Consider the following 25545-nt stretch of genomic DNA (forward strand, 5'->3'; position numbering starts at 1 on the left):
GAAACTCCCCCGCCGCCTCGAACCGCGCCTGATGCAGCGGCTGATCAAGCGCAGCCTGCCGACCTCGCTGTTCGGCCGCTCGCTGCTGATCATCATCCTGCCGGTGGCCCTGATGCAGATCGCGGTCACCTGGATATTCTTCGACGCCCACTGGCAGACGGTCACCAGCCGCCTCTCCGACGGCCTGGCCGGCGAGGTGGCCTGGGCGGTGGAGAGCTATCAGGACGACCCTACCCCTGCGACGCTCACCCGGATCGCTGACCGGGCCGAAGAGTCGCTCAACCTCTCCATCGCCCTGCAGCCGGGCCGCGACCTGCCCCAGGGACGGCGCACCAACGCCTTCGCCGTCGTCGACCGCTCACTGGAGCGGGCCCTGGCCCAGCGCCTCGACGCCCCCTTCTGGTTCGACACCACCCGCTACCCGGCCTATGTCGACATCCGGGTGAAGGTGGACGAGGGCGTCATCCGCATCCTGGCGCCGCGCGACCGCGCCTTCGCCACCCAGGGCCACATCTTCGTGCTCTGGATGGCCATGGCCACGGTCCTGCTGACCGCCATCGCCATCCTGTTCATTCGCAACCAGACCCGCACCATCGAGCGCCTGGCCGCCGCCGCCGACGCCTTCGGCCGGGGGATCGACGCCCCGGCCTTCAAGCCTAGCGGCGCGCGCGAGGTGCGCCAGGCCGCGCAGGCCTTCCTGGCGATGAAGTCGCGTATCCAGCGCCATATCGACCAGCGCACCGCCCTGCTGGCCTCGGTCAGCCACGATCTGCGCACGCCGCTGACCCGCCTGAAGCTCGAACTCGCCCTGGCCGAGCCTGGCCCCCGCACCGGCGAGATGAAGCGCGACCTGGCCGAGATGGAGCACATGATCGACGAGTACCTCGCCTTCGCCCGCGGCGAGGGCGGCGAGGTCGTCGAGACCGTCACCCTCAAGACGCTCATCGAGGAAGTCAGCGAAGGGGCGATCCGCGCCGGCGCCGTGGTAAGCGTCGCCGCCGATCCCGAACTCCAGGCCAGGGTGCGGCCCAACGCCCTCAAGCGCGCCCTCTCCAACCTGGTGATGAACGCCGCCGCCCATGGCGAGAAGGTCGAGGTCTCGGCCTCCCGCCGCCCCTCCGGCGGCATCGAGATCAGCGTCGACGACGACGGTCCCGGCATTCCTCAGGAGCAGTACGAGGACGCCTTCAAGGCTTTCAACCGCCTGGACGCCGCGCGCAACCAGAACGCCAAAGGGGTGGGCCTCGGCCTTGCCATCGCCCGCGATGTGGCCCGCAGCCACGGCGGCGACATCATCCTCGACCGCTCGCGCCTGGGCGGCCTGCGCGCAGTCGTGCGCTTGCCGGGCTGACATGCTTGGGCCACTCTCGCGCCCGCACTGTCAGTCGTTCCACCGTCCGGAGAGCGCCCTGATGTCCTCCTTCCGCCTCGCCGCCGTAGCCGCCGGCGCCGTCCTCGCCGCTTCCACCTCGGCCCAGGCCGCCGATCCGGTGGAGGGCCTCTGGCTCGTCCAGTCGGGCACGGCCAAGGTCAATGTCGGCCCTTGCGCCTCGGACAAGGCCGGCATGTGCGGTCAGATCGCCTGGCTCAGGAACGCGGGCGTCAAGGACACCAAGAACCCGGACCCATCCCTGCGGGCCCGCCCGCTCATGGGCCTCCTGATGATCCGCGACTTCAAGCAGGCCGGCCCCGGCCGCTGGACCGGCGGCAAGATCTACGACCCCAACACCGGCCGCACCTACGGCTCGAAGATGACCGCCAAGGCCGACGGAACCCTGAAGGTCGAAGGCTGCGTCGCCGTGGTCTGCCAGGCCCAGACCTGGCGCCGGACGAACTAGGCGAGCGCCCCCCAAATTCCCGTGCCATCCCGGTTTCGGTCGAAGGCCGAAGACCGGGACCCATGAGCGCCTGATAGCTGTCGTCTGCCCACTAGCGGTCGATGAGCGTATCTCGCGTGGCCGGCGTCTATGGGTCCCGGACAAGCCCTTCGGGCTTTCCGGGATGATACATTGAGTTCACCAGGGACCCAATGGGGGAGGATCTACTAGCCGCCCAGCTCTTCCGAACGCCGGGCCGCAGCGGCCACCGCCTTGCGCAGCAGCTCGGGAAAGCCGTCTTCCGCCAGCAGCACGTCCAGCGCCGCCTGGGTGGTTCCGCCGGGCGATGTCACCTGCCGGCGCAGTTCGGCCGGCTCGACTCCGCTGCGGGCCATGAGGGTCGCCGCGCCGGCGATCGTCGCCCGCGCCAGCTTCGCCGAATCCGCCGCCGGCAGCCCCGCCGACGCGCCTGCGGCCTCCAGGGCTTCGACAAAGGCGTAGAGATAGGCGGGCGAGGAGCCCGACACGGCCGTGGCCGCGTGCATCAGCTCTTCGTCCTGCAGATCCACCACCGTTCCGACCGGCGCGAATAGGGCGTGAGCGCAGGCGCGGGCCTGCGGATCGGCCGCATAGATGCTGGCCGTCCCCTGCCCGACCGCCACCGCCGTGGTCGGCATCACCCGCGCCACCGCGCGGCCGCCGAACGCCTGGGAGATGTCGGCCGCCCGCACCCCGGCGGCGATCGAGACGATCACCGCCTCGGGCGCCAGGTGCTCGGCCACTTCCGCCGCCGCCTCGCGCCACATCTGCGGCTTGACCGCCAGCAGCACGGTCCTGGCCCGCGCCAGCTCGGCGTCCAGTGGGTTCACCACCGCCCCGGCGGCCTTGGCGGCCTCCAGGGTGGGGTTCGCATGCGGTTCGCGGATGATCAGGTCGCTGGCCTGGAAGGCGCCGGCGCCGCGCCAGCCCTCGATCAGCGCGCCGCCCATACGGCCGGCGCCCAGCATCAGGATCGGCGTCATCTAGTTTCCTCAGGCCTCGCCGACGGTCTCGAACATGCAAGCCGTCACGGCGTCGGAGGCCGACTTGGCGCCCCGCACCAGGAAGTCGAACGCCGGGTAGTAGCGGTCGGCCGCCTCCATCGCCACGTCGATCATCGCCGCGGCCTGGGCCAGGCTCGGACGCTCGCCGGTCATCAGCGCCATGGCGTGGCGGAAGATGATCTCGCCGTCGTCCCACACCTCGAAATGGCCCAGCCAGGCACGCTGGTTGAGGGTGGCGATCAGCTCGAACGCGGCCGCGCGCTGCTCCGGCGCGACCTGCAGGTCGACCGAGAGGCAAAGCTGCAGGCAGTCGGCTTCCGGCCGCCAGGCGAACCAGAGCTCGTAGTCCTTCCAGTCCCCGGTGAGCGCAAAGGCGAGGTCGCCGTCTTCGGTGCGGTCGAACTCGAGGTTCTCGGCCGTCAGCACATGCTCGACAACGTCAAGCGGGTCCAGGGAGACCAGGACGTCTTCTTCAGGCTGGGACATATCCATTAGACCTGCGGTCCTTTCGCAAAGGGCGTCCGAGGCCGGGCCGGCCATTCGAATCGCCTGCGAGTAGTGAAAGTAAGCTGCTTCGCGTCGATCGCGTCACCCGGCTTCTGTCTCCGGGCGCGCCACATTCGCGTGTTGGCGATCTCAGTCCTTTTTCGCCGCGCGTTTGGGCGCTGCGGGCTTCAGCGCGGCCAGTTCGGCGCGCAGCGCGGCGATCTCGGCCTTCAGGGCGTCGATCTCATCGCGACGGACGAGATCGAACTCGGCCACGATGCGGTCGGCCTGGGCGCGCATGGCGGCCTTGGCTTCGTCACCGGCGGTCTGGGCCAGGCCCATGGCGGCGCTGGTCAGCTTGGCGAACTCGTCCAGGAAGGGATTCTGGGTCTGCATGATCCCTATATGGCCCCACAGGGGATGAAAGCGAAGGGCTTCTCGTCTAAACCCGTCATTCCAAGCATAGGGAGACGCCAGCCTTGCCCTTCCCCGATTTCGATCCAGTCCTCGTGCAGATCGGGCCTTTCGCAATACGCTGGTACGCCTTGGCCTATGTGGCCGGCATTCTGCTGGGGTGGCGCTATGTCGCGGGCCTGATGAAGAACGAGTCCCTCTGGGGACCTCGCGGCGCGCCGGCCACCACCGCCCAGATCGACGACCTGATCCTCTGGATCACCCTCGGCATCATCGTCGGCGGCCGCCTGGGCCACGTCTTCTTCTATACCCCCTCCCTAGTCGTCACCGATCCGTTGGAGATCGTGAAGGTCTGGAATGGCGGCATGAGCTTCCACGGCGGCGCGCTGGGCGTGATCATCGCCATCCTGGGCTTCTCGTACTTCAACAAGATCGACGTCTTCCGCCTGGGCGACGCGGTCGCCGCCTGCGTGCCGATCGGCCTGTTCTTCGGGCGTATCGCCAACTTCATCAACGGCGAGCTCTGGGGCCGTCCCAGCAACGTCCCCTGGGCGGTGATCTTCCCCGCCGCCGACGGCGTCACCCCCCGCCACCCCAGCCAGCTCTACGAGGCCGCGTTGGAGGGCGTCGTGCTCTTCCTCGTCCTGCGCTGGGCCACCCACCACGCCGGGCTGCTCAAGCGGCGCGGCGTCGTCGCCGGCCTCTTCCTGCTCGGCTATGCGATCTTCCGCACCTTCGTGGAGAACTTCCGCGAGCCCGACCGCTACCTGCAGCATTTTCCCTTCGGCCTGACCATGGGGATGATGCTGTCGGCGCCGATGGTCATCCTCGGCTTCTTCCTGATCTGGCGCGGCATGCGTGAGCCCCTGGCGCTCACCTCCGCCACGCCGCCGCAAGCCGAGACCAAGGCTTCATGAGCCTGCGCGAACGCCTGGTGGCCCAGATCCGCGCCAGCGGGCCCATGAGCGTCGCGCAGTACATGAACGCCTGCCTGCACGATCCGGACTTCGGCTACTACGCCACCCGCCCGGCCCTGGGCGAAGCCGGCGACTTCATCACCGCCCCGCTGGTCAGCCAGATGTTCGGCGAACTGATCGGCCTCTGGGCGGTGGAGACCTGGATGCGCCTCGGCCGCCCCGCCCCCTTCCGCCTGGTGGAGATGGGTCCCGGCGACGGCACGCTGATGAGCGACCTGCTGCGGGCCGCCCGTCTGTCCGCGGAGTTCACCGCCGCCGCGGACGTCTGGCTGGTGGAGACTTCGCAACCGCTGCGCGACCGGCAGCGCCAGACCCTCGGCGACCACCTCTCCTGGGCCTCGACCCTCGCCGAGGTGCCGGGCGAGGCGCCGCTGATCCTCATCGCCAACGAGCTGCTCGACTGCCTGGCCGTCCGCCAGTTCGTCCATACCGAGCGCGGCTGGGCTGAGCGCCTGGTCGGCCTCGACCACACCGGGGCCCTCACCTTCGGCCTCAGCGCCCTCTTTCCTCCCCTGCGCAGCGGGGGAGGGGGAGGACCGCGCGCCAGCGTGGTGGAGGCGGCAGGTTCAAGCTCTGAGCCGGCCGCACGCCCCCTCCACCACCCTTCGGGCGGTCCCCCTCCCCCGTTCCCGATGGTCACGGGCAAGGACATGCTCGGCGCGATCCTCGAACAGTCGCCGGCCCAGGCCGCCCTGGGCGCCGAGCTCGGCCGGCGAATCGCCACCGACGGCGGGGCCGCCCTGCTGATCGACTACGGCCGCGCCGCCCCCGGCTTCGGCGACACCCTGCAGGCCCTTCGCCGCCATACCAAGGAAAGCCCGCTGGCCAGCCCGGGCGAGGCCGACCTCACCGTCCACGCCGACTTCCCCGCGGTCCTGGCCGCCGCCGCCGCCGAAGGCGCCCAGACCCCGCAGATCCTCACCCAGGGCGAGTTCCTGGTCCGCCTGGGGATCGGCGCCCGCGCCGAGGCCCTGGCCGCCGCCCGCCCCGACCAGGGCGACACCATCGAGCGCCAGCTCGAGCGCCTCGTCTCGCCCGACCAGATGGGCGACCTCTTCAAGGCCGCCTGCATCCATTCGGCCAGCTTCGTACCGCCCGCCTTCGAGAGCTTCCAGTGACCGCCCTGCCTGTCCTCACCTCGCCGTTGCTGGATCTCCCAGGCGTGCGCCACGCCTTCTTCACGCGCCAGGGCGGGGTGTCGGAGGGCATATACGACAGCCTCAATGTCGGCCGGGGCTCGGCCGACGACGCCGGCCACGTCATCGAAAACCGCCGCCGCGCCGCGGCGTGGTTCGGCCTGCCCGAAACGGCCCTCAATACCTGCTACCAGGTTCACTCGGCCATCGCCGTCGAGGCGCGCGAGCCCTGGTGCGGCGTACGCCCGGAAGCCGACGGCGTGGTCGCCGCCCGCCGGGGCTTGGCCTGTGGGGCGTTGGCCGCCGACTGCGCGCCGATCCTGTTCGCCGATCCCCAGGCCGGGGTCGTCGCCGCCGCCCACGCTGGCTGGAAGGGCGCGATCGGCGGCGTCGCCGAGGCCACTCTGGCGATGATGGCCAAGCTCGGCGCCCGGCCGGCCCGCACCGTCGCCGTCGTCGGCCCTTGCATCGGCCCGGCTTCCTACCAGGTCGGCCCGGAGTTCCGTGACCGCTTCGTCGCCGACGAGGCGGAGAACGCGCGCTTCTTCCTGCAGGAAGCAGGCGAGGACCAGCCGAGATTCGACCTCCCCGCCTTCGTGCTGCACCGCCTGCGCCGGGCCGGGGTCGGCGCCTGCGAATGGATCGGTCGCGACACCTGCGCCGAGGAAGACCTGTTCTTCTCCAACCGCCGCGCCTTCAAGCGCGGCGAACCCGACTTCGGCCGCCTGCTCTCGGCCATCGCCCTCGATTAGGCCGGGGCCTCCGCCGTCCGCAGGTCGAACCGCTCCCGCGGCAGGGCCTGCGGCAGCTCGGCCTGCAGGAAGGCGACCATCTTCTCGCGCACCTCACAACGCAGGTCGAAGGCCTCGCCGGCGTTGCGGGCGCTGGTCAGGCAGCGGACCTGCATGGTCCGCTCGGTCAGGTCGGTCACCGCTAGGTTCACCACATTGCGGTCCCACAGCGGCGAGGCCGCCGCGATCTCCTGGAGCTTATTGCGCAGCACCTCGATCGGCGCCGAATAATCCACATAGACCATGGCCGTGCCGATCAGCGAGGCGCTCTCGCGGGTCCAGTTCTGGAACGGCTGCTGGATGAAATAGGTCAGCGGCAGCACCATCCGCCGCCAGTCCCAAAGTTTCACCACCACATAGGTCGAGGTGATCTCCTCGACCCTGCCCCATTCGCCCTCCACGATCACCGCGTCGTCCAGCCGGATCGGCTGAGTGGTGGCGATCTGGATGCCGGCGATCAGGTTGGTCAGGAACGGCTGCAGCGCCAGGCCCGCGATGATCCCCGCCGCCCCGGCCGAGGCCAGCAGGCTGACCCCGTACTGCCGCACCCCGCTGAAGGTCATCAGCGCGAAAGCGATGGTCAGAACCACGATCAGCACCGATGCGGTCCGCCGCAGGATGCGGGTCTGGGTCAGGTGCTTGCGGGCCAGCAGGTTGTCTTCGACATCGACCTTGAACCGCCGCATGTGCAGCATCGCGGTGATGTCGAGCGCGGTCATCGCCGTCCAGCCGCACAGCACGATGAAGCCGATCGTCAGGACCCGGCCCAGCATGGCCAGCTGCTCGCCGCTCAGGTCCGCCAGCGGCGCGGCGGCTCCCAGGCCCAGGATCAGAGCCGCCAGCCGCGTCGGCCGCCGGGTGCGGGTGACCAGTTGCCGCCAGAAGCCGTCCCCCCGCGCCATGGCTCGGCGCACGATCAGCACCGCGGCCTGATGCGCCGTCAGCGCGACCAGCACGCCAATCGCCAGTACGCCCAGGCTGATCACCCATGTGGGCGTCCAGTCGGGGGCGAGGCGCTCGATCCAATCCGTCATGCGGTGCTTGTCTCCACGCTGCGCCGGAGCGGCCGGCCTCTCCTGCCGGACCAAACGCACCCGGTCCCATAAGGATCAGGCAAGGGTCAGGGGACGATCGTCGTGAACAGGTAGACGGCGAAGATCACCAGGTGGACGACGCCCTGCAGCACCGTGGTCCGCCCCGTCGCCAGCGAGAGGGTCGTCACCAGCAGGGTCAGCAGCAGCAGCACCGTGCTCTTGGCGTCGAGGCCCAGCGACAGCGGCCAGCCCATCACCAGCGACACCACCGCCACCACCGGGATGGTCAGGCCGATGGAGGCCAGAGCCGATCCCAGCGCCAGGTTGAGGCTGGTCTGCAGCCGGTCGGCCCGCGCCGCCCGCACCGCCGCCAGGCCCTCGGGCAGCAGCACCAGGGCCGCGATGATCACCCCGACCACCGCCTTGGGCGCACCGGCGCTCGTCACCGCCGACTCGATGGTCGGCGCCAAGGCCTTGGCCAGCAGCACCACGGCCACCAGCGCCACCACCAGCAGCGCCAGGCTCACCAGAGCCGCCGCCACGGTCGGCGGGCTCGCATGGGCGTCCTCGTCGTGGAAGGCCGAGCCGGTGGGCAGGAAATAGTCACGGTGGCGGACCGCCTGCACCAGGACGAAAGTGCCGTAGAGCACCAGCGCCACCAGGCCGACGAAGGCGAGCTGGCTGCTGGAATAGGCTGGTCCCGGCGCGGTGGTCGTGTAGTTCGGCAGCACCAGGGTCAGGACGACCAGCGCCGCGAGGGTCGCCAGGGCCGCGCTGACCCCGGCCTGGCCATAGCGCTGCTCCAGGTGCCGCGCGCCCCCCAGCAGCAGGCACAGGCCCACCAGGCCGTTCAGGATGATCATGATCGCGGCGAACACCGTGTCGCGCGCCAGCCCCGCGCCGGCCGGGCCGCTGGAGAGCATCAGCGAGACGATCAGCGAGACCTCGATGACGGTCACCGCCACCGCCAGAACCAGCGTCCCATAGGGTTCGCCGACCTTGTGAGCCACTACCTCGGCATGGTGAACGGCCGCCAGCACGCAGGCGATAAGCCCCGCGGCCAGTACGAAATTGAAGGGTCCTCCGACCTTGGCGCCCAGCAACAGCAGGGCGCCGGCGACAGGTGCGATCCAGGTCCAGATGGGAAGGCCAAGTTTTTGCATCGGCTAGACCGTAACGGATGCGTCGCCGGGCCGCGACCTCTAGCGTTCGGATAAACTCTCCCGCCGCTTCATGGGGAGGGACAGGCCACGAAGCCAAGGGCGGGTTCAAATGCGATCGCCCTGGTCCCGGCCCCGACAAGCATCGCGCGAAGGAAATTCAATGCTTCATTAAGTCACTGACCGCCTCTAGCCCTTGCTCGGTAGCGCTCGCCTGCTCTAAAAGCCGCGGCAATACCGACACCTGCCCCTGGGGGACCAATGAAGCTGCTGGCCGGCAACTCCAACCGCGCGCTGGCTGAGGCCGTAGCCTCGCACCTGGACGTCCCGCTCACCCGGGCCCAGGTCAAGCGCTTCGCCGACAACGAAGTCTGGGTGACCATCGACGAGAACGTCCGCGGCGAGGACGTCTTCATCATCCAGTCGACCAACTACCCGGCCAACGACAACCTGATGGAGCTGCTGGTCTGCGTCGACGCGCTCAAGCGCGCTTCGGCCCGGCGGATCACCGCGGTGATGCCCTACTTCGGCTACGCCCGTCAGGACCGCAAGACCGGCGGCCGCACCCCGATCTCGGCCAAGCTGGTCGCCAACCTGATCGAGCGCGCCGGCGCCGACCGGGTCCTGACCATGGATCTGCACTCTGGCCAGATCCAGGGCTTCTTCGACATCCCCACCGACAACCTGCTGTCGGCGCCGCTGCTGGCCAACGACATCAAGGCCAACTACCACAAGCCCAACGAGATCATGGTGGTCTCCCCGGACGTCGGCGGCGTGGTGCGCGCCCTGGCCGTCGCCAGCCGCCTCGAGGCGGAGCTGGCCATCGTCGACAAGCGCCGCTCGGGTCCCGGCAAGAGCGAAGTCGCCAACGTCATCGGTGACGTGTCCGGCCGCCGCTGCATCCTCTTCGACGACATGATCGACGGCGGCGGCACTCTCTGCAACGCCGCCCAGGCCCTGATCGACAACGGCGCCGAGGAGGTCTCGGCCTACGTCACCCACGGCGTGCTCTCGGGCGCGGCGGTCGAGCGGGTGAACGGCTCTGTGCTCAAGGAGCTGGTCATGACCGACACCATCCCCGCCCCCGACCGCGTCGCCGGCGGCAGCAAGATCCGTTACGTGAGCTGCGACAAGCTGCTCGGCGAGGCGATCCGCCGCATCGCCAACGAAGAGTCGGTCTCCAAACTGTTCGACTGATCCTTCACCGGGATGTGACCGGAAGACGCGGACCGGGGTTGTGCAAAGGCTCGCCCCGGTTAAGCCTCGTTAACCACGCCCCGGTCACATTCTCGCCCGTCCGGCGGTGTTAGTCTCCGGCGCACGATTACCTGGGGAAGGCACGGAATGACTACCGCTGCTCGCGCCGGCCTTACCGCCGCCGCTTTTGCAATCGCCACGCTGCTCGCGTCCTGCGCCCAGCCGCCGGCCGCGCCTCCGCCCCCGCCGGCTCCGCCGGTCAGCATGGCGCCCAAGCTCGTCGAGCAGGCCGCCGCCTATCGCTATTACATGGACAGGGCCGCGGCGATCTCGCCGGCCTTCGTCGACGGCCAGATGGTCCAGGACGGCCTGCGGGTCGCCGCCGCCTACGAGCCCAAGCAGTTCCTGCAAGGCGCCATGGCCTACGGCGCCATCGTGGCCCTGCAGGACCAGGCCTTCATGACCGGCGTCAAGCAGTACGCCTCCGATCCCGCGCGCCGCCAGCAGGTCGCCTACGAGATCATGAAGGACCCGGCCTATGTGGTCGGCATCCCCGGCGCCCAGAGCGCCGCGGGCCTGGTGATCGCCGCCATCGGCTCCGACGGCGCCAAGTTCTACGAGGCCGGCAAGACCGTGAAGCAGGCGGCCTACGACGTCCAGAAGCAGTCCTGGTCCAAGGCCGACGTGCAGGCCCGCGACGCTCGCCTGCAGCAGGCCAAGATGCTCGGCTCGACCCCGGTCGTCGGCAATGTCGACGAGACCGCCCGCCTGCAGCAGGCGATCACCGGCGCCCAGCCCCTGGGAATCACCGGCGCGTCCGCGACCCCGCCTTTCACCCCGATGGTGATTCGCAGCCTGGCGATCGCGGCCCTCTCGGGCCTCGGCGCGGCCACCGACGCCAATATCGAGACGCTCAACGCCATCATGGTCGAGCCGAACGTCAACTCCTGCGCCAATATGTCCAAGCTGAACCTCTATCAGTGCCTGGCCGTTTCCCGGCCGCACTACGAGGACGTCTTCTGCCTGGGCCAGCATGCGATGATGGACACCGCCCGGTGCGTCATCAAAGCCTCCGGCCAGCCTGAGCCCTACGAGCCGAAATTCGTGCCGAAGGTCCGCGAAAACGCCGGCTACACGCCGACGCCGGCCAAGAAGGCTCCGGCCAAGAAAGCCGCCAAAAAGAAGAGCTAGGAATCCTCACCCTGGCCCGTTGCCACGGGCCGGGGTTTTGTGTATCTACGCGCACCTTTCGGCCCCAAGGGGGTCGTTCCGTCGCCGCGCGGGTCTTCGCGCGGCGGCTTCGTTTTGAGGCGAGGCCATGGCCGATATCATCCTGAACGTTGAAGTCCGCGAACGCACCGGCACCGGCAGTGCGCGCGCCACCCGCCGCGAAGGCCTGGTCCCCGGCGTGCTGTACGGCGGCTCCAAGGACCCCGTGGCGATCGCCGTGCGCGCCAACGAGTTCCGCAAGGCGCTCTACACCGGCAAGCTGCTGGGCCACCTGGTGACCCTGAAGCACGGCTCGGAGACCCAGCCGGTCATCGCCAAGGTGGTCGACATGCACCCGGTCACCGACGAGCCGGTCCACTTCGACCTGTACCGCGTCGACGAGCACCAGACGATCAAGATCGCCGTGCCGGTTCACTTCAAGAACCACGAAGCCTCGCCGGGCCTGAAGAAGGGCGGCACGCTGAACGTGGTCCGTCACGAAGTCGAGCTGGCCTGCCCGGCCGACGCCATTCCGGAAGAGCTGGTCTTCGACCTGACCGGCCTGGAAATCGGCGACACCATCCGCATCGGCAGCTTCGACCTGCCGAAGGGCGTTCAGCCCGCCATGGAACGTGACTTCGTCGTCGCCACCGTGGCCGGTTCGGCCGCCGGCGCTTCGGAAGCCGCCGAAGAAGGCGCCGAAGCCGAAGCCGAAGCCTAAGCCTCCGACAACGGGGGCTTCATGCTCGTCCTTGCCGGACAGGGCAATCCGGGAGCCCGCTATGCGGGCAACCGGCACAATATCGGCTTCATGGCCGTCGATGAGATCGCGCGCCGCTGGCGCTTCGGTCCCGAACGCTCTCGTTTCTCCTCCCTCGTCCGCGAGGGGGAGATCGAGACGCCCGCAGGCGCCGTTCGCGCCCTGATCCTCAAGCCGCAGACCTTCTATAACGAAAGCGGCCGCGCCGTTTCCGAGGCGCTCAAGTTCTACAAGCTGACGCCTGCCGACCTCGTGCTCTTCTATGACGAGATCGACATCGCCCCCGGCCGCTTCCGCATGAAGACCGGCGGCGGCGCGGCGGGCAACAACGGCGTCCGCTCGGTCACCGCCCACATCGGCCCCGACTTCCGCCGCGCCCGTCTGGGCGTCGGCCACCCCGGCCACAAGGACCGCGTCCAGGGCCACGTTCTGTCCGATTTCCACAAGATCGACCAGGCCTGGGTCGAGGCCCTGCTCCGCGCCGTCGCCGACGCCGCTCCGCTGCTGGCCGCCGGCGAGGACGAGAAGTACCAGACCGAAGTCATGCGCCTGGCCCCCGCCGACAAAAGCGACGTCCCCCGCGGCCGAGCGTAGCGTCTCCAGTCCTCCCGCATTGGGGGAAGTGGATCGCCGCCGGCGAGACGGCGGGAGCATCTACCCCCGAGAATCCGCCGCCCACTTGGGCCTACCCCCCGAACGTGCTAGGTCGCGCCCTCAAATTCAGGAACCGCTATCTCCATGGCTCTCAAGGTCGCCATCGTCGGCCTGCCCAACGTGGGCAAGTCGACCCTCTTCAACGCGCTCACCCAAACGGCCGCGGCCCAGGCCGCGAACTATCCGTTCTGCACCATCGAGCCGAACACCGGCGACGTGGCCGTGCCTGAGCCGCGGCTGACCGCCCTGGCCGGGGTCATCCCGTCCAAGGAGATCATTCCTGCCCGGATGAACTTCGTCGACATCGCGGGCCTCGTCCGCGGCGCCTCCAAGGGCGAGGGACTCGGCAACCAGTTCCTGGCCAACATCCGCGACTGCGACGCCGTCGCCTTCGTCGCCCGCTGCTTCATCGACGACGACATCACCCACGTCGAAGGCAAGATCGACCCGATCGCCGACCTCGAGACCATCGAGACCGAGCTGATGCTCGCCGACCTCGAGAGCCTGGAAAAGCGCGTCGTCAACCTCGAGAAGCGCGCCAAGACCGGCGACAAGGAAAGCGCCCAGACCCTGCGCCTGGTCCAGGTCGCCCTGGCCGAACTCAACGCCGGCCGCCCGGCCCGCAAGGCGGTCGTCTCGGCGGAGGACGACAAGGCCTGGCGGATGCTGCAGCTCCTGACCTCCAAGCCCGCCCTCTACGTCTCCAACGTCGACGAGGCCTCGGCCGCCACCGGCAACGAGCTGTCCAATCTGGTCGCCGAGCGCGCCGCCCGCGACGGCGCCGACCACGTGGTGATCTCCGCCCAGATCGAGAGCGAGATCGCCCTGCTCGACGAAGACGAGCGCGCTGAGTTCCTCGAGACCCTCGGCCTGGCCGAACCTGGCCTCAACAAGCTGATCCGCGAGGCCTACCACCTGCTGGGCCTGCAGACCTACTTCACCGTGGGCCCCAAGGAGGCGCGCGCCTGGACCATCCACAAGGGCGACACCGCCCCTCAGGCGGCCGGCGTCATCCACACGGACTTCGAGAAGGGGTTCATCCGCGCCGAGACCATCGCCTTCGATGACTACGTCCGCCTCAAGGGCGAGGCCGGCGCCCGCGAAGCCGGCAAGCTCCGCCAGGAAGGCAAGGAATACGTCGTCCAGGACGGCGACGTCATGAACTTCCGCTTCAACGTCTGAGCGAGGCCGGCCGCTTCGCGGCCCATCCGTCTCGCCTTCGGCGATCCACCTCCGCAAAGGTGGGGATCGAACGCCGAGCAGGTGCTCCCCCGCTGGGGAGAGCTGTCAGCGAAGCTGACCGAGGGGGCCGTCCGCCTAGCGGGCGGACCGCCCCTTCCCCCCTCCTCCCCCCTCTGCTTATGTGCGCCTCCCACATGGAGAGAAGCATGGGCGAGACCATCACCCTTCGGGGCGCGGACGGCTTTGAGTTTTCCGCCTATCACGAACAGGCCTTCACGCCCCGCAAGGGCGGGGTGATCGTCATCCAGGAGATCTTCGGCATCGACCGGTTCGTCCGCGCCGACGTCGAGCGCTGGGCCAAGGCCGGCTACGAAGCCATCGCCCCCTCGCTCTACGACCGCCGCGAGCGCGGCTTCACCTCCGAGCACGACCAGGAAGGCATCGCCGCCGGGGTGGTTCACGCGCGCGGCACGCCGCTGGAACAGGCGCTGGGCGACATCGGCGCCTGCCGCGACTTCCTGGCCGAGCGCGGCAAGGTGTTCGTCGTCGGCTACTGCTACGGCGGCTCGCTCACCTGGCTGTCGGCCGCCAAGGTCGAAGGCCTCTCCGGCGCGTCCAGCTATTACGGCAGCCTCGTCCAGGCCAATGCGGCGCTGAAGCCCCTCTGCCCGACCATCATCCACCTCGGTCACACCGATCCCGGCATCAACGCCGAGGCCGTCGAGAAGGCGGTCCACGAGCACAATCCCGACGTCCCGGTCTACGTCTACGAAGGCGCCGGCCACGGCTTCAACAACGAGAGCCCCGAGCGCTACAACGAAGAGGCCGCCGACCTCGCCCGCGCCCGAACGCGACAGCTCTTCGAAAGCGCCTGAGCCATGGGCGAGACAATCACGTACAAGAGCCCCTTCGACGGGTTCGAGGTGCCGGCCTACCACGCCAGGCCCACCGACGCCCGCCGCGGCGGGCTGCTGCTGATCCAGGAGATCTTCGGGATCACCGACCACATCCGCGAGCTGGCCGACGCCTTCGCCGAGGACGGCTACGAGACCATCGCCCCGGCCTTCTACGAGCGCCTGGAGCCGGGTTTCGCGGCCGACTACAGCCAGGAGGCCATCGCCAAGGGCGTGGCCTATTCCCAGAAGACCCCGTGGGATCAGGTGGCCGGCGACGCCCAGGGCGCCATCGACCTTCTCAACCCCCCGGCCTTCGTCACCGGCTTCTGCTGGGGCGGAGCGGCGACCTGGCTGGCGGCCTGCCGCTGCGACGGGCTCTCGGCCGCTGCGGCCTTCTACGGCCGCCGCATCACCGAGCTTAACGCCGAGACGCCGACCGTCCCGACCATCCTGCACTTCGGCAAGACCGACGCCTCGATTCCGCCCGAGCGGGTGGAGGAGATTCGCGCGGCCCATCCCGACGTCCCGATCTATCTCTACGACGCCGGCCATGGCTTCGTCTCCGACCGGCGCGCCGACTACCACGCCGACAGCGCCCGCCTGGCGCGGCTGCGCACCCTGGCCCACTTCGCCAACAACGGCGGCGGCAAGAGTTCGGCATGATCATCACCACGTCGCGCCTGATTCTGCGGCCGATGATGGCCGAGGATCTGGAGCCGCTGCTCGCCATGACCTCGGACCCTCAGGTCATGGCCTTCGTGGGCGACGGCCAGACTCTCGATCGCGCGGCCACCGCCCTGTGGATCGAGAACGCCGCGGCGGCCCTGCGCGCCAGCGATGTCGGCAGCCGCGCCGTGGTGCTGCGCGACAGCGGCAAGGTGATCGGCTGGGCGGGCATCATACCCACCGCCGTCCAGGGCCGCGTGGAGCTGATCTACGGCTTCTCCCGCGCCTATTGGGGCCGGGGCTACGCCAGCGAAGCCACCGCGGCTCTGCTCGAAGCCAGCGACGCCGGCCCGATCGACGCCACCATCGACCCCAACAACGGCCCCTCCCGCCGCATCCTGGAAAAGCTCGGCTTCGCCGCCGTCGGCGAGGAGCAAGACGAACACGGCCTCCCCACCCTCCGCCTGCGGCGGCCGTAGGTCGCAGACGATCTCTCCCTCCCCATCATGGGGACGGAGAAACTGGCCCCTACTCCCGCTCCTCGATCTGCTGGCGCACCTCCGGCACCGTCTCCAGCGCCCGCACCAGCACCGCCTGGGCGGCCAGGATGCCGATCCCAGCCGCATAGCCGGAGAACACGCCGGCCGGGTAGCGCCCGCCGTGGCCCACCGCCCAGACCTGCCAGTAGATGAACAGCGCCGCCGCCGCGAGCAGCCCCACCCCGGTCAGCACCGAGATCGGCGTCTGCCCGAACCCGGCCTGGAAGCTCATCCAGACATACCGCGCCAGGATCTTCTTCAGCGCCGGGACCAGCAGCGGCACGCACAGCGACAGGACCAGGAAGAGGCTCGGCCAGATCAGGGTGCGCTGGGCGATCAGCGTCGTGCCGCCGGGCAGCACCTGGAACGCGTTGAGGACCGCTCCGGCATAGATAAGAGAGGCCGCCCCGACCGCGACATCCTGCATGCGCCGGAAGTCTCTCCATGCCCTGATGAAAGCCATGTCCCCGACTTAAACCTCCGATGCGGCTGCGATAAGGCCTCATGGCCGATCAATTCGCCCCCGATTGCGCCCGTACGCAGATTGTCGCCCTCGGCGCACGGCGCGGCTATGCTGCCTGCTCGAGGGCGCCGCGCCCTCCTCCGCCCTCGCTGGACTCCATGAAGCTCTCCGCCCTGGCCTTCGCCGTCGTCGCCGCCCAGGGGCTTGCCTCCAGCGCCCGGGCCGGCGAGGTCGCCTGCTGGTACGAGCAGGGCGTGCTGATTGCGCCGGCCTCTGTGGCGGGCGTAGCCGGCGACTACATCCTCGACACCGGCAGTCCGGCCACCCAGCTACACGAGACCATGGCCCAGGGCGCGGGCATCGCGCAGACCTCGCTGGCCGGCGAGGTCCGGCTCGCGGGCCTCACCTTGCCCGCCAGGCCGCTGGCGGTGGCTAACCTCGACTCCCGCACCTGGCTCTTTCCGACCCCGATCGCAGGGGTGATCGGCGCCGACATCCTCGGCGACTATGTGGTCGATGTCAGCTTCGCGCCCTGCCGGGTCTCCATCCGCCCCGCGCGCGAAGCCCCGCCGTTCACCGCCAGGACCACCCTGAGGCTTGGCCGCCTCGATGGGGCGGCCACCGCCTTCGCCGCCGTCTCCGACGGCCCCAGGGCCTTCGGCGGCCCCTTCGTGGTGGCCACCGGCGCCGACGCTTCGGTCCGCCTCGATCCGGCCTTCGCCAGGGTGGAGGGCAAGGCCAAGCCTCTCGACCTGCTGCCCGGCGGCGAGCGCCGCGCCGAGCTCCGCGCCGCCTCCTTCGCCGGCGTCCTCTTCGAGAACGTTGACGCCGGCCTCGCGCCCGTGGACATCGCCGCCGCCGGCGTCATCGGCGCGCCCATGCTCGCCCACTGGCGCGTCCGCTTCGACTTCCCCCGCCGCCGCCTGCTCCTCGCCCCCGCGGGCTGAAGCCCCTCCGCCTCGCCTCCTGCGCCCCCGGCGGCTCCCCCACGAGATCGTCATCCCCGGCCGCGTGAGCGCGCCGGGGATCCATGCGCGCGGCCGCTTCCTGAGTCCCTCGGTGTCTACCTACCGGCCCGGCCATGACGAACCGGGGTGAGTTTCAAGTGATCCGCCTCCCTCAGCGGGAGCCGACCGTCGCCAACGAAAAAGGCCCCGAAGCGAACCTCGGGACCTTCTCGTTTTCGTCAGGGGAAGCGCGCCCTAGTGGGCGACGTTCCTCCAGATCCGGCGGTAGCTCGCATAGAGCAGGGCCGCGAAGATGAAGAGATAGGCCATCGCCGCCATGCCGAAGGCCTTGCGCTCTTCCATCTTGGGCTCGGAAGCCCAGGCGATGAACGCGGCCACGTCCTTGGCCTGCTGCTCCAGCGTCGACTTCGTGCCGTCGTCGAAGCTCACCTGATCGGCCGCCAGCGGCTGGGCCATGGCGATGAAGCCGCCCGGCGGAACCTTGTCGTGCGGACCGCTCCAGGCCGCCGTCACGTCCCCGTTCATATACGGGTTGTAGTGCATGCCCGGGGCCACCTTCAGACCCTTCGGCGGCTCCTTGTAGCCGGTCAGGATCGAGTAGATGTACTGCGGTCCTTCGTGACGGGCCTTGGCCATCACCGACAGGTCCGGCGGCAGGGCGCCGCCGTTCGAAGCCCGCGCCGCCGGTTCGTTCGGGAACGGGTTCGGGAAGTGGTCGGCCGGAGTGCCGGGGCGGTCGATGACGTCGCCGGTCTCGGAGTCGATGTCCTTGACCTGGTACTCCGCGGCGATCGCCTTGACGATCGCGTTGTCGTTCGGCGTCTTGTACTTCGGATCGTAGAACGGCCCGCCCTTCTGGCCGAGGTTCCGGAAGTACATCAGGTTCATCGAGTGGCAGGCCGAGCAGACCTCCCGATAAACCTTGTAACCCCGTTGCAGCTGGGCCTGGTCGAACTTGCCGAACGGGCCTTCGAAGCTGAACTCGACGTGCTTGGGCGGGAGGGCGCCGCCGGCGGCCTGAGCCGCCGGAGCCGCGGTGAACACGGCCAAGCCAAGCGCCGCGAGCGCGATACCTTTACGCAGCATCTTAGGCTCAACCCCTCTTTTCAGGCGAAGCCGCGGCGCCGGCCGGCGCGTTGGCAGGATGCGAAAGCACAGGTTCGCTGATCGATTCCGGCTGCTGCAGCGGGGTCTCGGTGAGGCCCAGGACCGGCAGGACGACCAGGAAGTAGGCGAAGTAGTACAGGGTGGCGATACGCGACAGCCACACGAAGGAGTTCAGGTCCGCGTCGAGCAGCTTGAAGGTCGACAGGCCCGGGATCACGTGGTTGTCGGGAAGCTGACCGCCGCAGAAGCCGAGCACCACGCAGGCGACCATGAAGACGAAGAAGTAGAGCTTCGCGGTCGGGCGGTAGCGCATGGAGCGCACCTTCGAGGTGTCGAGCCAGGGCAGGACGAACAGCACCGCGATGGCGCCGAACATCAGCAGCACGCCGCCGAGCTTGTCCGGAACCGCGCGCAGGATCGCGTAGAACGGCAGGAAGTACCATTCCGGAACGATGTGCGCCGGGGTCACCAGCGGGTTGCCGGGGATGTAGTTGTCGGCGTGGCCCAGGGCGTTCGGGTTGTAGAAGACGAAGGTCGCGAAGAGGATCAGGAAGACCACGATCGCGAAGCCGTCCTTCACCGTGTAGTACGGGTGGAAGGGAACGGTGTCCTGCTTGGACTTCACGTTCACGCCGGTCGGGTTGTTGTTGCCCGGCACGTGCAGCGCCCAGATGTGCAGAGCGACGACGCCCGCGATCATGAACGGCAGCAGGTAGTGCAGCGAGAAGAAGCGGTTCAGGGTCGGGTTGTCGACCGCGAAGCCGCCCCACAGCCAGGTGGTGATCGCGCCGCCCACGATCGGCAGGGCGCCGAACAGGTTGGTGATCACGACGGCGCCGTGGAAGCTCATCTGGCCCCAGGGCAGGACGTAGCCCATGAAGGCGGTGGCCATCATCAGCAGGTAGATCACGCAGCCCAGGATCCAGAGCACTTCGCGGGGCGCCTTGTAGGAGCCGTAGTAGAGGCCGCGCAGGATGTGGATGTAGACCGCGATGAAGAACATCGAGGCCCCGTTGGCGTGCATGTAGCGGATCAGCCAGCCGTAGTTGACGTCGCGCATGATGCGCTCGACCGAGGCGAAGGCGTGATCCACGTGCGGCACGTAGTGCATGGCCAGCACGATGCCGGTCACGATCTGGATGCCGAGGCAGACCGCCAGGATGCCGCCGAAGGTCCACCAGTAGTTCAGGTTCTTCGGGGTCGGGAAGTCGATCACCGAGTCATACGCCAGGCGCACGATCGGAAGCCGGGTGTCGAGCCAGCGCTCGATGCCGGTCTTGGGTTCGTAATTCGAATGTCCGCTCATCGGGGTCAGCCCACCTTGACCTTGGTGTCGGAAAGGAAGCTGTACTCGGGGACCGCCAGGTTCTTGGGCGCCGGGCCCTTACGAATACGGCCCGAGACGTCGTAGTGCGAGCCGTGGCACGGGCAGAACCAGCCGCCGTAGTCACCGCCGCCGAAAGTCGGCACGCAGCCAAGGTGCGTGCAGGTTCCGACCAGCACCAGCCATTGGGCCTTGCCCGGCTTGTGACGGTCTTCGTCCTTCTGCGGATCGGGCATGCTCGCGCCGTCGTCCTTCACCGCCCGGGCGATTTCGGCCCCGGTCCGGTTACGGATGAACAGCGGCTTGCCGCGCCACTTGATCGTCACCTGCTGGCCCTCGGCGACCTTGGTCAGGTCGAACTCGACCGAGGCGAGCGCCAGGGTGTCGCCGGACGGGTTCATCTGGTCGATGAACGGCCAGGCGAGGCCCACGACGGCGCCGCCGGCCGCGGCCGCCGCGGCGATATGGATGAAATCACGCCGGTTCGGGTCGTCGCCCGCGGCATGGGTATCGGGATTTGCGCCCGCGACGGTGTCGGCCACCTTAAAGCTACCCTTCCTCTGGGGCCGCGGACCGCGACCCGTCAGACCGCTACGGATAATTCCGAAGCCGTCCTGCCTTCGACCCTGCCCAGCGGTTCTGGTAAGGGCCACCGGAATCAATCGCTGGCGCTGGGCAAACCTTAGGAAGTGTCGTGGAAGCGTTGCGTCGCCTCCCCCCTTCCGTGATTCGCCCCTGGCCCCGGCTAATCCCGTTGCTGGACCGCTTAGAATGCTGCTCGTCCTTTTTCAACCTGACATTCCTCAAAACCTTGGGGCGGCTTTGCGTCTTGGGGCCTGTATGGACGTTCCGGTGCACGTCATCGAGCCCTGCGGCTTCCCGCTCTCGGACAAGGCTATTCGCCGCGCAGCCTTGGATTACGGGGATCCGGCGCAGGTTGTCCGGCATCCCGGATGGGCCGATTTCGTGGCCTCGAAGGGCGACGGAAGAATTGTTCTCTTCTCGACCAAGGCGGCTCAGCCGCTGCACGATTTTTCGTTCCGGGCCGACGACATGTTGCTTTTCGGCCGCGAAAGCATCGGCGTGCCTGACGAGGTGCACGAGGGCGCCGACGCCCGGGTCTTCATTCCGCTTTCTCCTGGCCGCCGTTCCCTGAATGTCACGGTGTCGGCGGCGATCGGCTTGTCAGAGGCGTTGCGCCAGACGGGCCAATTTCCTAAGGCCGTTATTTGATGACCAACATATCCCCAGAAATCGAAGCCCGCCGCGCTCGCGCCAAGGAATGGTTCGAGAGTCTGCAGACCCGCATCTGCGCCGAACTCGAGCGGCTCGAGGAAGAGGCCTCGCCCGAGCTCTATCCTGAAGAGCCCGGCAAGTTCGACATGCGCCCCTGGACCCGCGAGAGCGGCGTCGGCGGCGGGATCGGCGGACACCTGCACGGCCGGCTGTTCGAAAAGGCCGGCGTCCACACCTCGGCGGCCCTGGCGCGCTTCTCGCCGGAGATGGCCGCCCAGATGCCCGGCGCGGACAAGGACCCGACCTACGTCTCGGCCAGCATCAGCCTGATCATCCACCCGCGCTCGCCGCGGGTGCCGACGGTGCACATGAACACCCGCTTCCTGTCGACCGCCGAGAGCTGGTTCGGCGGCGGGGCCGACCTTACCCCCATGCTGGACGAGCAGCGCAGCCAGGACGCCGACGACGCAAAGCTGTTCCACGCCGCCATGAAGGAGGCCTGCGACGCCTTCGATCCGGAATGGCACGCCAAGTACAAGGCCTGGTGCGACGAGTATTTCTACCTGCCGCACCGCAAGGAGCCTCGCGGCGTTGGCGGAATCTTCTACGACCGCCACAACAGCGGCGACTTCGAGAAGGACTTCGGCTTCACCCGCGCCGTGGGCGAGGCCTTCCTCGACGTCTATTCCAAGATCGTCAGCCACCGCATGAGCGAGCCCTGGACCGAGGCCGACCGCCGCGAGCAACTCGTCCGCCGCGGCCGCTACGTCGAGTTCAACCTGCTCTTCGACCGCGGCACCATGTTCGGCCTCAAGGCCGGCGGCAACATCGAGACCATCCTCTCCTCCATGCCCCCCATGGTGAGCTGGCCGTAGTTCCGAGATTTCTCTCCGAGGGGGCCGCCGCAAGGCGGTCTCCCCTCACCCCTGCTCGATGAACCGCTGCAGCCAGGCGCCGACCCGCAGCCGGTCGTCCGGCTGCTCGTAGCTCATCACCGCCCGGTCGGCTTCCTCGTCGGTGTAGCGGGTCCCGCGCCGGTTCTCGATCAGCGCCTTGGCGTAGGCCGGCTCGAACTCCGGATGCAATTGGATCGAGATCGCCCGCGCCTCCCCGTAGTCGATCATTCCGTTGGGACAGAACTCGCTCCCGCCGATCGCCCGCGCGCCGGGCGCAAGCTCCACCACCTGGTCCTGGTGCGAGGCCGGGATCGCGATCGGCTCGGCGCTGTCCATCCAGTCGCGGGTCTCGCTCAGCCGGTAGCGGTGCAGCCCCACGCCCCAGCCCTTGGGCGACTTGATCACCTTGCCGCCGAACGCCTGGGCCATGATCTGATGGCCGAAGCAGACCCCGACCAGCGGCAGCTTCCCCTTCGCCTCCCGCAGGAAGTCCATCAGTGGCTCGATCCACGGCTCTGGGTCGTAGACCCCCGCCGACGAGCCGGTCACAACATAGGCCCCGCAGGCGTCGGCGCCCTGCGGCATCCGCCCGGCCTGCACGTCGAACACCGCATAGTCGTAGGCCTGCTCGCCCAGCAGCTTGCGGAACATGCCGGGATAGCCGCCGAACCGCCCCCGGATATCCTCCGGCGGCGCGCCGGTCTCGAGTATGCCGAGCTTCATGCTTCCTCTCGCAACACCCATCTTGTCATCCCGGCTTCGACCGCAGGCCGAAGGCCGGGCCAATACGCGCCGGTCTTGCTGCAGCCGGGACGCCCGCTAATACGCCATCCCCTGGGCCACGGCCTTCAGCTTCTCGATCGCCGAGAACTTGTCGTCGATGAAGTCGTGGTCGACCCACCAGTCCTCGACCTCGCGCAGCACCTCGCCGACCATCGGCCCCTTCGGCACGCCCGAATTGAGCACGTCCTCGCCGGTCAGCGGGAACGGCGGCGGGGTCCAGCTCTCGGCGAGCGCCAGCAGCCCCCGCCACTGGTGAGTCGCCGCCAGCCGATCCGAACGCGCCCAGGCCAGCTTGATCCGGTCACGGAAGGTCGCCACCCCGATCCGGTAGACCGCCCGCCGGCTCTCGCGGGGGCTCATCCAGGAGGTGATGCGCGGGGTCCTTCCCATGACCTGGACCAGCCGCTCCCGCTGCTCGTTGGAGAGCCGCAGCGCCTCGGCCGCCTTACCCGCTCCGATCTGGTCGTCGGGCAGCAGCGGCGCCAGCCGCATGATCGGATCGTTGACGAAGAGCTGGTCTGTCTCGATCTCGACCATCCGGTCGAAGGCCCGAAGATCCCCCGCCGAGGGCAGGATCTGGTTCAGCACGCCGGTCCTGGCCATCAGCGCCACCGCCGGCCGCGGATCGTCCGCCGCCAGCAGCTTCAAAAGCTCCTTGGCCACCCGCTCGGCCGCCAGGTTGCCCATCAGCCCCTTGCCCGCCGCGCAGGCCTCCACGGCCGCCGTATCGGGCTCGCCCTTCCCGTACCAGGCCAGGAACCGGAAATAGCGCAGGATGCGAAGCGAATCCTCGGCGATCCGCGTTGCGGCGTCGCCCACGAACACCAGCCGCCCGGAGCTGGCGTCCCCGACGCCCCGCCCGGTGGGGTCCAGCAGCTCGCCGCGCGCGTCCGCATAGACCGCGTTCATGGTGAAGTCGCGCCGCTGGGCGTCCTCGCCCCAGTCGGTCGTGAACGCCACCACCGCCCGGCGCCCGTCGGTCTCGACGTCCCGCCGCAAGGTGGTGATCTCATAGGGCCGGCCGTCCAGCACCGCGGTCACCGTGCCGTGGTCGACGCCGGTCGGCACCGGCCGGATCTTCGCCGCTTCCAGGGCCGCCGTCACCGCTTCAGGCGTCAGGACCGTGGCGATGTCCACGTCCTCGACCTTCACGCCCAGGAGGGAGTTGCGGACCGCCCCGCCGACGAAGCGCGCGCAGCCTGCGCCGCCCGCAGCCTCCAGCGCCGCCATCACCGGCGCGGCCGGCTTCATCCAGGGTCGTTCACCGATGCTCTGCGTCACTTTCCGGGCGCCTTCTGCTCGAAATGGCCAGGGATCATATGGCCGCCCGGCTCGACCTCCGCGGGGACGTAGACGCCGCCGCGGTCCTCCTCATGGAACAACGCGCTCGCCAGCAGCGAAAGCCCCACCAGCAGCCCCGCCGCCCCGACCAGCCACGCCCAGGGCGTTCCGCCCATCGGCCGGCCCGTCCGCCGAGCGACCTCTCGCCACGCGAACCAGGCGGCGAAGGGAACCGCGACCAGCAGCAGCCGCGGGGCAAGCTCCCTAAGCAACCGCCGCCCCGTAGAGACGCTCGTAGAGCGCCCGCAGCATGCCGGCCGTCGCGCCCCAGATGAAGCGGTCCTCGTGGGTCATGGCGTAGAACCGGCGCATGGCCCCGTCCGGTCCCTCACGCTCGTGCCGCTCGTGGTTGGCCGGGTCCATCAGGAACCCGAACGGCGTCTCGAAGATGTCGGCCACCTCGGCCGGGTTCGGCTGCAGGGTGAAGCCCGGCCGGATGAACCCCACCACCGGCGTCACCAGGAACCCGGTCCCGGTCCGGTAGGGCGAGGACAGCCCCGCCACCGACACGTAGTCCGGCTCCAGGCCCACCTCCTCGTGCGCCTCGCGCAGGGCGGTGGTCCAGCTCGTCTCGCCCGGATCGGAGCGGCCGCCCGGCAGGGCGATCTGGCCGGTGTGCCGGCGCAGGGTGTCGGCCCGCCGCGTCAGCAGCACCGAATAGCCGGCCGGCCGCTCGATCAGCCCCACCAGCACCGCCGCCGGCGTCAGGGTGACCGGCTCGTTCGGAAAGGCGTTGGCCCCCAGGTCGAAGTCCGAGGCCGCCTCCTGCCCCGGCCGGTCCTCCAGCGGGTCCAGATGGCCTTCGATCCAGGACCGGATTTCGCCCGGCGCAGCGTGGGGGCTCACAGTTGGTGCGCCCCCGCCGGCCCGACCGGGAACCAGGCGCCGTTCGATTCGACGCCGAGTTGCGGGCCCTGCGGCGTCTGCCGCTCCTGCGCCAGCTCCACCAGCTCGTAGAACACCGGCCGGGCGATCAGCGCCTCCAGGCCGCGGCGGACGTGCAGGTAGGGCCGCGGCTCGCCGCTGGCCTCGTCCATCTCGACGCGGATCGCATTCTCCGGGCCGGCGACCACCTCGTCCCCGACATTGGTCATGAATTTCAGCGCCCCGTCCTCGGCGTCGACTCGGGTGGCGATGAACGGGGCGTCCTCCACCGTGATCTTCATCTTCTCGACCGGCGTCACCAGGTGGAACCCGTCCGGGTCCTTGCGCAGCACGGTGGAGAACAGCCGCACCAGGGCCTCGCGCCCGATCGGCGTACCCTCGTGGAACCAGGTCCCGTCCTTGCGGATCACGATGTCGATTTCCCCGCAGTGGGCGGGGTTCCATAGATGCACGGGCGGCAGTCCGCGCCCGGGCGCCTGTTTTGCCGCTGCGATCACGCCGTCGAGGCCAGGTTTCGTCGTCTCTCCCATGCCTGGAAGTTAGGCGCCCGGACCGCCGCCCTCAATGACTTTCGCTAACGG

General features: G+C 69.1%; 30 protein-coding genes. 16 read left to right on the top strand and 14 right to left on the bottom strand.

All coding sequences use genetic code 11. From position 1 onward, the window contains the following. The first annotated feature begins 31 nt into the window (after nucleotides 1–31). On the top strand, nucleotides 32–1351 hold the full coding sequence (locus tag ABID41_RS04030) for an ATP-binding protein (protein ID WP_331927732.1): 1320 nt from the start codon (nucleotides 32–34) through the stop codon (nucleotides 1349–1351). Between the two features lie 61 nt (nucleotides 1352–1412). Beyond that, nucleotides 1413–1838, top strand: coding sequence for a DUF2147 domain-containing protein (locus tag ABID41_RS04035; RefSeq protein WP_331927728.1), 426 nt, complete (start codon nucleotides 1413–1415; stop codon nucleotides 1836–1838). A gap of 206 nt (nucleotides 1839–2044) precedes the next feature. Here the strand turns inward: ABID41_RS04035 and proC are convergent, their stop codons facing one another. The 3 genes from proC to ABID41_RS04050 all read right to left on the bottom strand — a co-directional run bounded on the left by proC (nucleotide 2045) and on the right by ABID41_RS04050 (nucleotide 3742). After that, nucleotides 2045–2839, bottom strand: a complete 795-nt coding sequence (proC, locus tag ABID41_RS04040) for a pyrroline-5-carboxylate reductase (protein WP_354297206.1) — start codon at nucleotides 2837–2839, stop codon at nucleotides 2045–2047. A 9-nt stretch (nucleotides 2840–2848) separates the two neighbouring features. After that, on the bottom strand, nucleotides 2849–3352 hold the full coding sequence (locus ABID41_RS04045) for a type III secretion system chaperone family protein (RefSeq protein WP_331932198.1): 504 nt from the start codon (nucleotides 3350–3352) through the stop codon (nucleotides 2849–2851). Between the two features lie 144 nt (nucleotides 3353–3496). After that, on the bottom strand, nucleotides 3497–3742 hold the full coding sequence (locus ABID41_RS04050) for an accessory factor UbiK family protein (RefSeq protein ID WP_331932199.1): 246 nt from the start codon (nucleotides 3740–3742) through the stop codon (nucleotides 3497–3499). 83 nt (nucleotides 3743–3825) lie between these two features. Here ABID41_RS04050 and lgt point away from each other — a divergent pair, with 83 nt between their 5' ends. The 3 genes from lgt to pgeF are packed head-to-tail and all read left to right on the top strand — an operon-like array spanning nucleotide 3826 to nucleotide 6625. Further along, a complete protein-coding gene (gene lgt / locus ABID41_RS04055; protein ID WP_331932200.1) occupies nucleotides 3826–4677 on the top strand; it encodes a prolipoprotein diacylglyceryl transferase in 852 nt (283 codons plus the stop codon). Next, on the top strand, nucleotides 4674–5855 hold the full coding sequence (locus ABID41_RS04060; protein ID WP_354297207.1) for a class I SAM-dependent methyltransferase: 1182 nt from the start codon (nucleotides 4674–4676) through the stop codon (nucleotides 5853–5855). Before lgt ends, ABID41_RS04060 begins: the two co-directional genes overlap by 4 nt. Further along, nucleotides 5852–6625 carry a peptidoglycan editing factor PgeF gene (pgeF, locus tag ABID41_RS04065; protein WP_354297208.1) on the top strand — a complete coding sequence of 258 codons (774 nt, stop codon included), beginning with the start codon at nucleotides 5852–5854 and terminating at the stop codon, nucleotides 6623–6625. Before ABID41_RS04060 ends, pgeF begins: the two co-directional genes overlap by 4 nt. Here the strand turns inward: pgeF and ABID41_RS04070 are convergent. Together ABID41_RS04070 and ABID41_RS04075 are read right to left on the bottom strand one after the other, a co-directional pair. Next, nucleotides 6622–7698 carry a mechanosensitive ion channel family protein gene (locus ABID41_RS04070; protein WP_331931567.1) on the bottom strand — a complete coding sequence of 359 codons (1077 nt, stop codon included), beginning with the start codon at nucleotides 7696–7698 and terminating at the stop codon, nucleotides 6622–6624. The genes pgeF and ABID41_RS04070 overlap by 4 nt on opposite strands. Nucleotides 7699–7784: 86 nt before the next feature. Next, nucleotides 7785–8861 carry a calcium:cation antiporter gene (locus ABID41_RS04075; protein WP_331931566.1) on the bottom strand — a complete coding sequence of 359 codons (1077 nt, stop codon included), beginning with the start codon at nucleotides 8859–8861 and terminating at the stop codon, nucleotides 7785–7787. 258 nt (nucleotides 8862–9119) lie between these two features. On the opposite strand from ABID41_RS04075, the gene ABID41_RS04080 reads away from it, so the two are divergent. The 8 genes from ABID41_RS04080 to ABID41_RS04115 all read left to right on the top strand — a co-directional run bounded on the left by ABID41_RS04080 (nucleotide 9120) and on the right by ABID41_RS04115 (nucleotide 15901). Continuing rightward, complete coding sequence (locus ABID41_RS04080; RefSeq protein ID WP_331931565.1) at nucleotides 9120–10055, top strand: ribose-phosphate pyrophosphokinase; 936 nt, start codon at nucleotides 9120–9122, stop codon at nucleotides 10053–10055. A gap of 147 nt (nucleotides 10056–10202) precedes the next feature. Then, nucleotides 10203–11246 carry a hypothetical protein gene (locus ABID41_RS04085; RefSeq protein ID WP_331931564.1) on the top strand — a complete coding sequence of 348 codons (1044 nt, stop codon included), beginning with the start codon at nucleotides 10203–10205 and terminating at the stop codon, nucleotides 11244–11246. A 127-nt stretch (nucleotides 11247–11373) separates the two neighbouring features. Further along, a complete protein-coding gene (locus ABID41_RS04090) occupies nucleotides 11374–11985 on the top strand; it encodes a 50S ribosomal protein L25/general stress protein Ctc (RefSeq protein WP_331931563.1) in 612 nt (203 codons plus the stop codon). Nucleotides 11986–12006: 21 nt separating this feature from the next. Continuing rightward, complete coding sequence (gene pth, locus ABID41_RS04095) at nucleotides 12007–12618, top strand: aminoacyl-tRNA hydrolase (protein WP_331931562.1); 612 nt, start codon at nucleotides 12007–12009, stop codon at nucleotides 12616–12618. Between the two features lie 144 nt (nucleotides 12619–12762). Then, a complete protein-coding gene (ychF, locus tag ABID41_RS04100; RefSeq protein ID WP_331931561.1) occupies nucleotides 12763–13860 on the top strand; it encodes a redox-regulated ATPase YchF in 1098 nt (365 codons plus the stop codon). A 206-nt stretch (nucleotides 13861–14066) separates the two neighbouring features. Beyond that, nucleotides 14067–14735: a dienelactone hydrolase family protein gene (locus tag ABID41_RS04105; RefSeq protein ID WP_331931560.1), complete on the top strand. Its 669-nt coding sequence runs from the start codon at nucleotides 14067–14069 to the stop codon at nucleotides 14733–14735. Nucleotides 14736–14738: 3 nt separating this feature from the next. Next, complete coding sequence (locus ABID41_RS04110) at nucleotides 14739–15419, top strand: dienelactone hydrolase family protein (RefSeq protein ID WP_331931559.1); 681 nt, start codon at nucleotides 14739–14741, stop codon at nucleotides 15417–15419. Further along, entirely contained in the window at nucleotides 15416–15901 is a 486-nt protein-coding gene (locus ABID41_RS04115; protein ID WP_331931558.1) for a GNAT family N-acetyltransferase, read from the top strand. Before ABID41_RS04110 ends, ABID41_RS04115 begins: the two co-directional genes overlap by 4 nt. 49 nt (nucleotides 15902–15950) lie before the next feature. Here the strand turns inward: ABID41_RS04115 and ABID41_RS04120 are convergent, their stop codons facing one another. Continuing rightward, on the bottom strand, nucleotides 15951–16388 hold the full coding sequence (locus tag ABID41_RS04120; RefSeq protein WP_331931557.1) for a hypothetical protein: 438 nt from the start codon (nucleotides 16386–16388) through the stop codon (nucleotides 15951–15953). A gap of 194 nt (nucleotides 16389–16582) precedes the next feature. On the opposite strand from ABID41_RS04120, the gene ABID41_RS04125 reads away from it, so the two are divergent. Then, on the top strand, nucleotides 16583–17371 hold the full coding sequence (locus tag ABID41_RS04125; protein ID WP_354297209.1) for a pepsin/retropepsin-like aspartic protease family protein: 789 nt from the start codon (nucleotides 16583–16585) through the stop codon (nucleotides 17369–17371). A gap of 255 nt (nucleotides 17372–17626) precedes the next feature. On the opposite strand, the gene ABID41_RS04130 is transcribed toward ABID41_RS04125, so the two are convergent. The 3 genes from ABID41_RS04130 to petA are packed head-to-tail and all read right to left on the bottom strand — an operon-like array spanning nucleotide 17627 to nucleotide 20365. Beyond that, complete coding sequence (locus ABID41_RS04130; RefSeq protein WP_331930277.1) at nucleotides 17627–18478, bottom strand: cytochrome c1; 852 nt, start codon at nucleotides 18476–18478, stop codon at nucleotides 17627–17629. A gap of 7 nt (nucleotides 18479–18485) precedes the next feature. Further along, nucleotides 18486–19805, bottom strand: a complete 1320-nt coding sequence (locus ABID41_RS04135) for a cytochrome b (RefSeq protein WP_331930275.1) — start codon at nucleotides 19803–19805, stop codon at nucleotides 18486–18488. Nucleotides 19806–19810: 5 nt separating this feature from the next. Continuing rightward, nucleotides 19811–20365 carry a ubiquinol-cytochrome c reductase iron-sulfur subunit gene (gene petA / locus ABID41_RS04140; protein WP_331930273.1) on the bottom strand — a complete coding sequence of 185 codons (555 nt, stop codon included), beginning with the start codon at nucleotides 20363–20365 and terminating at the stop codon, nucleotides 19811–19813. Between the two features lie 229 nt (nucleotides 20366–20594). On the opposite strand from petA, the gene ABID41_RS04145 reads away from it, so the two are divergent. Next, nucleotides 20595–21056, top strand: coding sequence for a tRNA (cytidine(34)-2'-O)-methyltransferase (locus ABID41_RS04145; protein ID WP_331930271.1), 462 nt, complete (start codon nucleotides 20595–20597; stop codon nucleotides 21054–21056). Then, entirely contained in the window at nucleotides 21056–21934 is an 879-nt protein-coding gene (gene hemF / locus ABID41_RS04150; RefSeq protein WP_331930269.1) for an oxygen-dependent coproporphyrinogen oxidase, read from the top strand. Before ABID41_RS04145 ends, hemF begins: the two co-directional genes overlap by 1 nt. A gap of 45 nt (nucleotides 21935–21979) precedes the next feature. Here the strand turns inward: hemF and ABID41_RS04155 are convergent, their stop codons facing one another. From ABID41_RS04155 to ABID41_RS04175, 5 genes are all read right to left on the bottom strand, one after another. After that, nucleotides 21980–22678 carry a glutamine amidotransferase-related protein gene (locus tag ABID41_RS04155; RefSeq protein ID WP_331930267.1) on the bottom strand — a complete coding sequence of 233 codons (699 nt, stop codon included), beginning with the start codon at nucleotides 22676–22678 and terminating at the stop codon, nucleotides 21980–21982. A gap of 96 nt (nucleotides 22679–22774) precedes the next feature. Beyond that, nucleotides 22775–23989 (bottom strand): CCA tRNA nucleotidyltransferase, encoded by a 1215-nt coding sequence (locus ABID41_RS04160; protein WP_354297722.1) that lies wholly within the window; start codon nucleotides 23987–23989, stop codon nucleotides 22775–22777. Between the two features lie 26 nt (nucleotides 23990–24015). After that, nucleotides 24016–24291: a hypothetical protein gene (locus ABID41_RS04165; RefSeq protein ID WP_331930265.1), complete on the bottom strand. Its 276-nt coding sequence runs from the start codon at nucleotides 24289–24291 to the stop codon at nucleotides 24016–24018. Continuing rightward, nucleotides 24284–24925, bottom strand: coding sequence for a CoA pyrophosphatase (locus tag ABID41_RS04170; RefSeq protein WP_331930263.1), 642 nt, complete (start codon nucleotides 24923–24925; stop codon nucleotides 24284–24286). The genes ABID41_RS04165 and ABID41_RS04170 overlap by 8 nt, the downstream gene beginning before the upstream one ends. Next, nucleotides 24922–25494, bottom strand: coding sequence for a DUF1285 domain-containing protein (locus ABID41_RS04175; protein WP_331930261.1), 573 nt, complete (start codon nucleotides 25492–25494; stop codon nucleotides 24922–24924). The genes ABID41_RS04170 and ABID41_RS04175 overlap by 4 nt, the downstream gene beginning before the upstream one ends. Between the last annotated feature and the right edge of the window lie 51 nt (nucleotides 25495–25545).

Source organism: Phenylobacterium koreense (assembly GCF_040545335.1).
In the GTDB taxonomy this organism is placed as follows: domain Bacteria; phylum Pseudomonadota; class Alphaproteobacteria; order Caulobacterales; family Caulobacteraceae; genus Phenylobacterium; species Phenylobacterium koreense.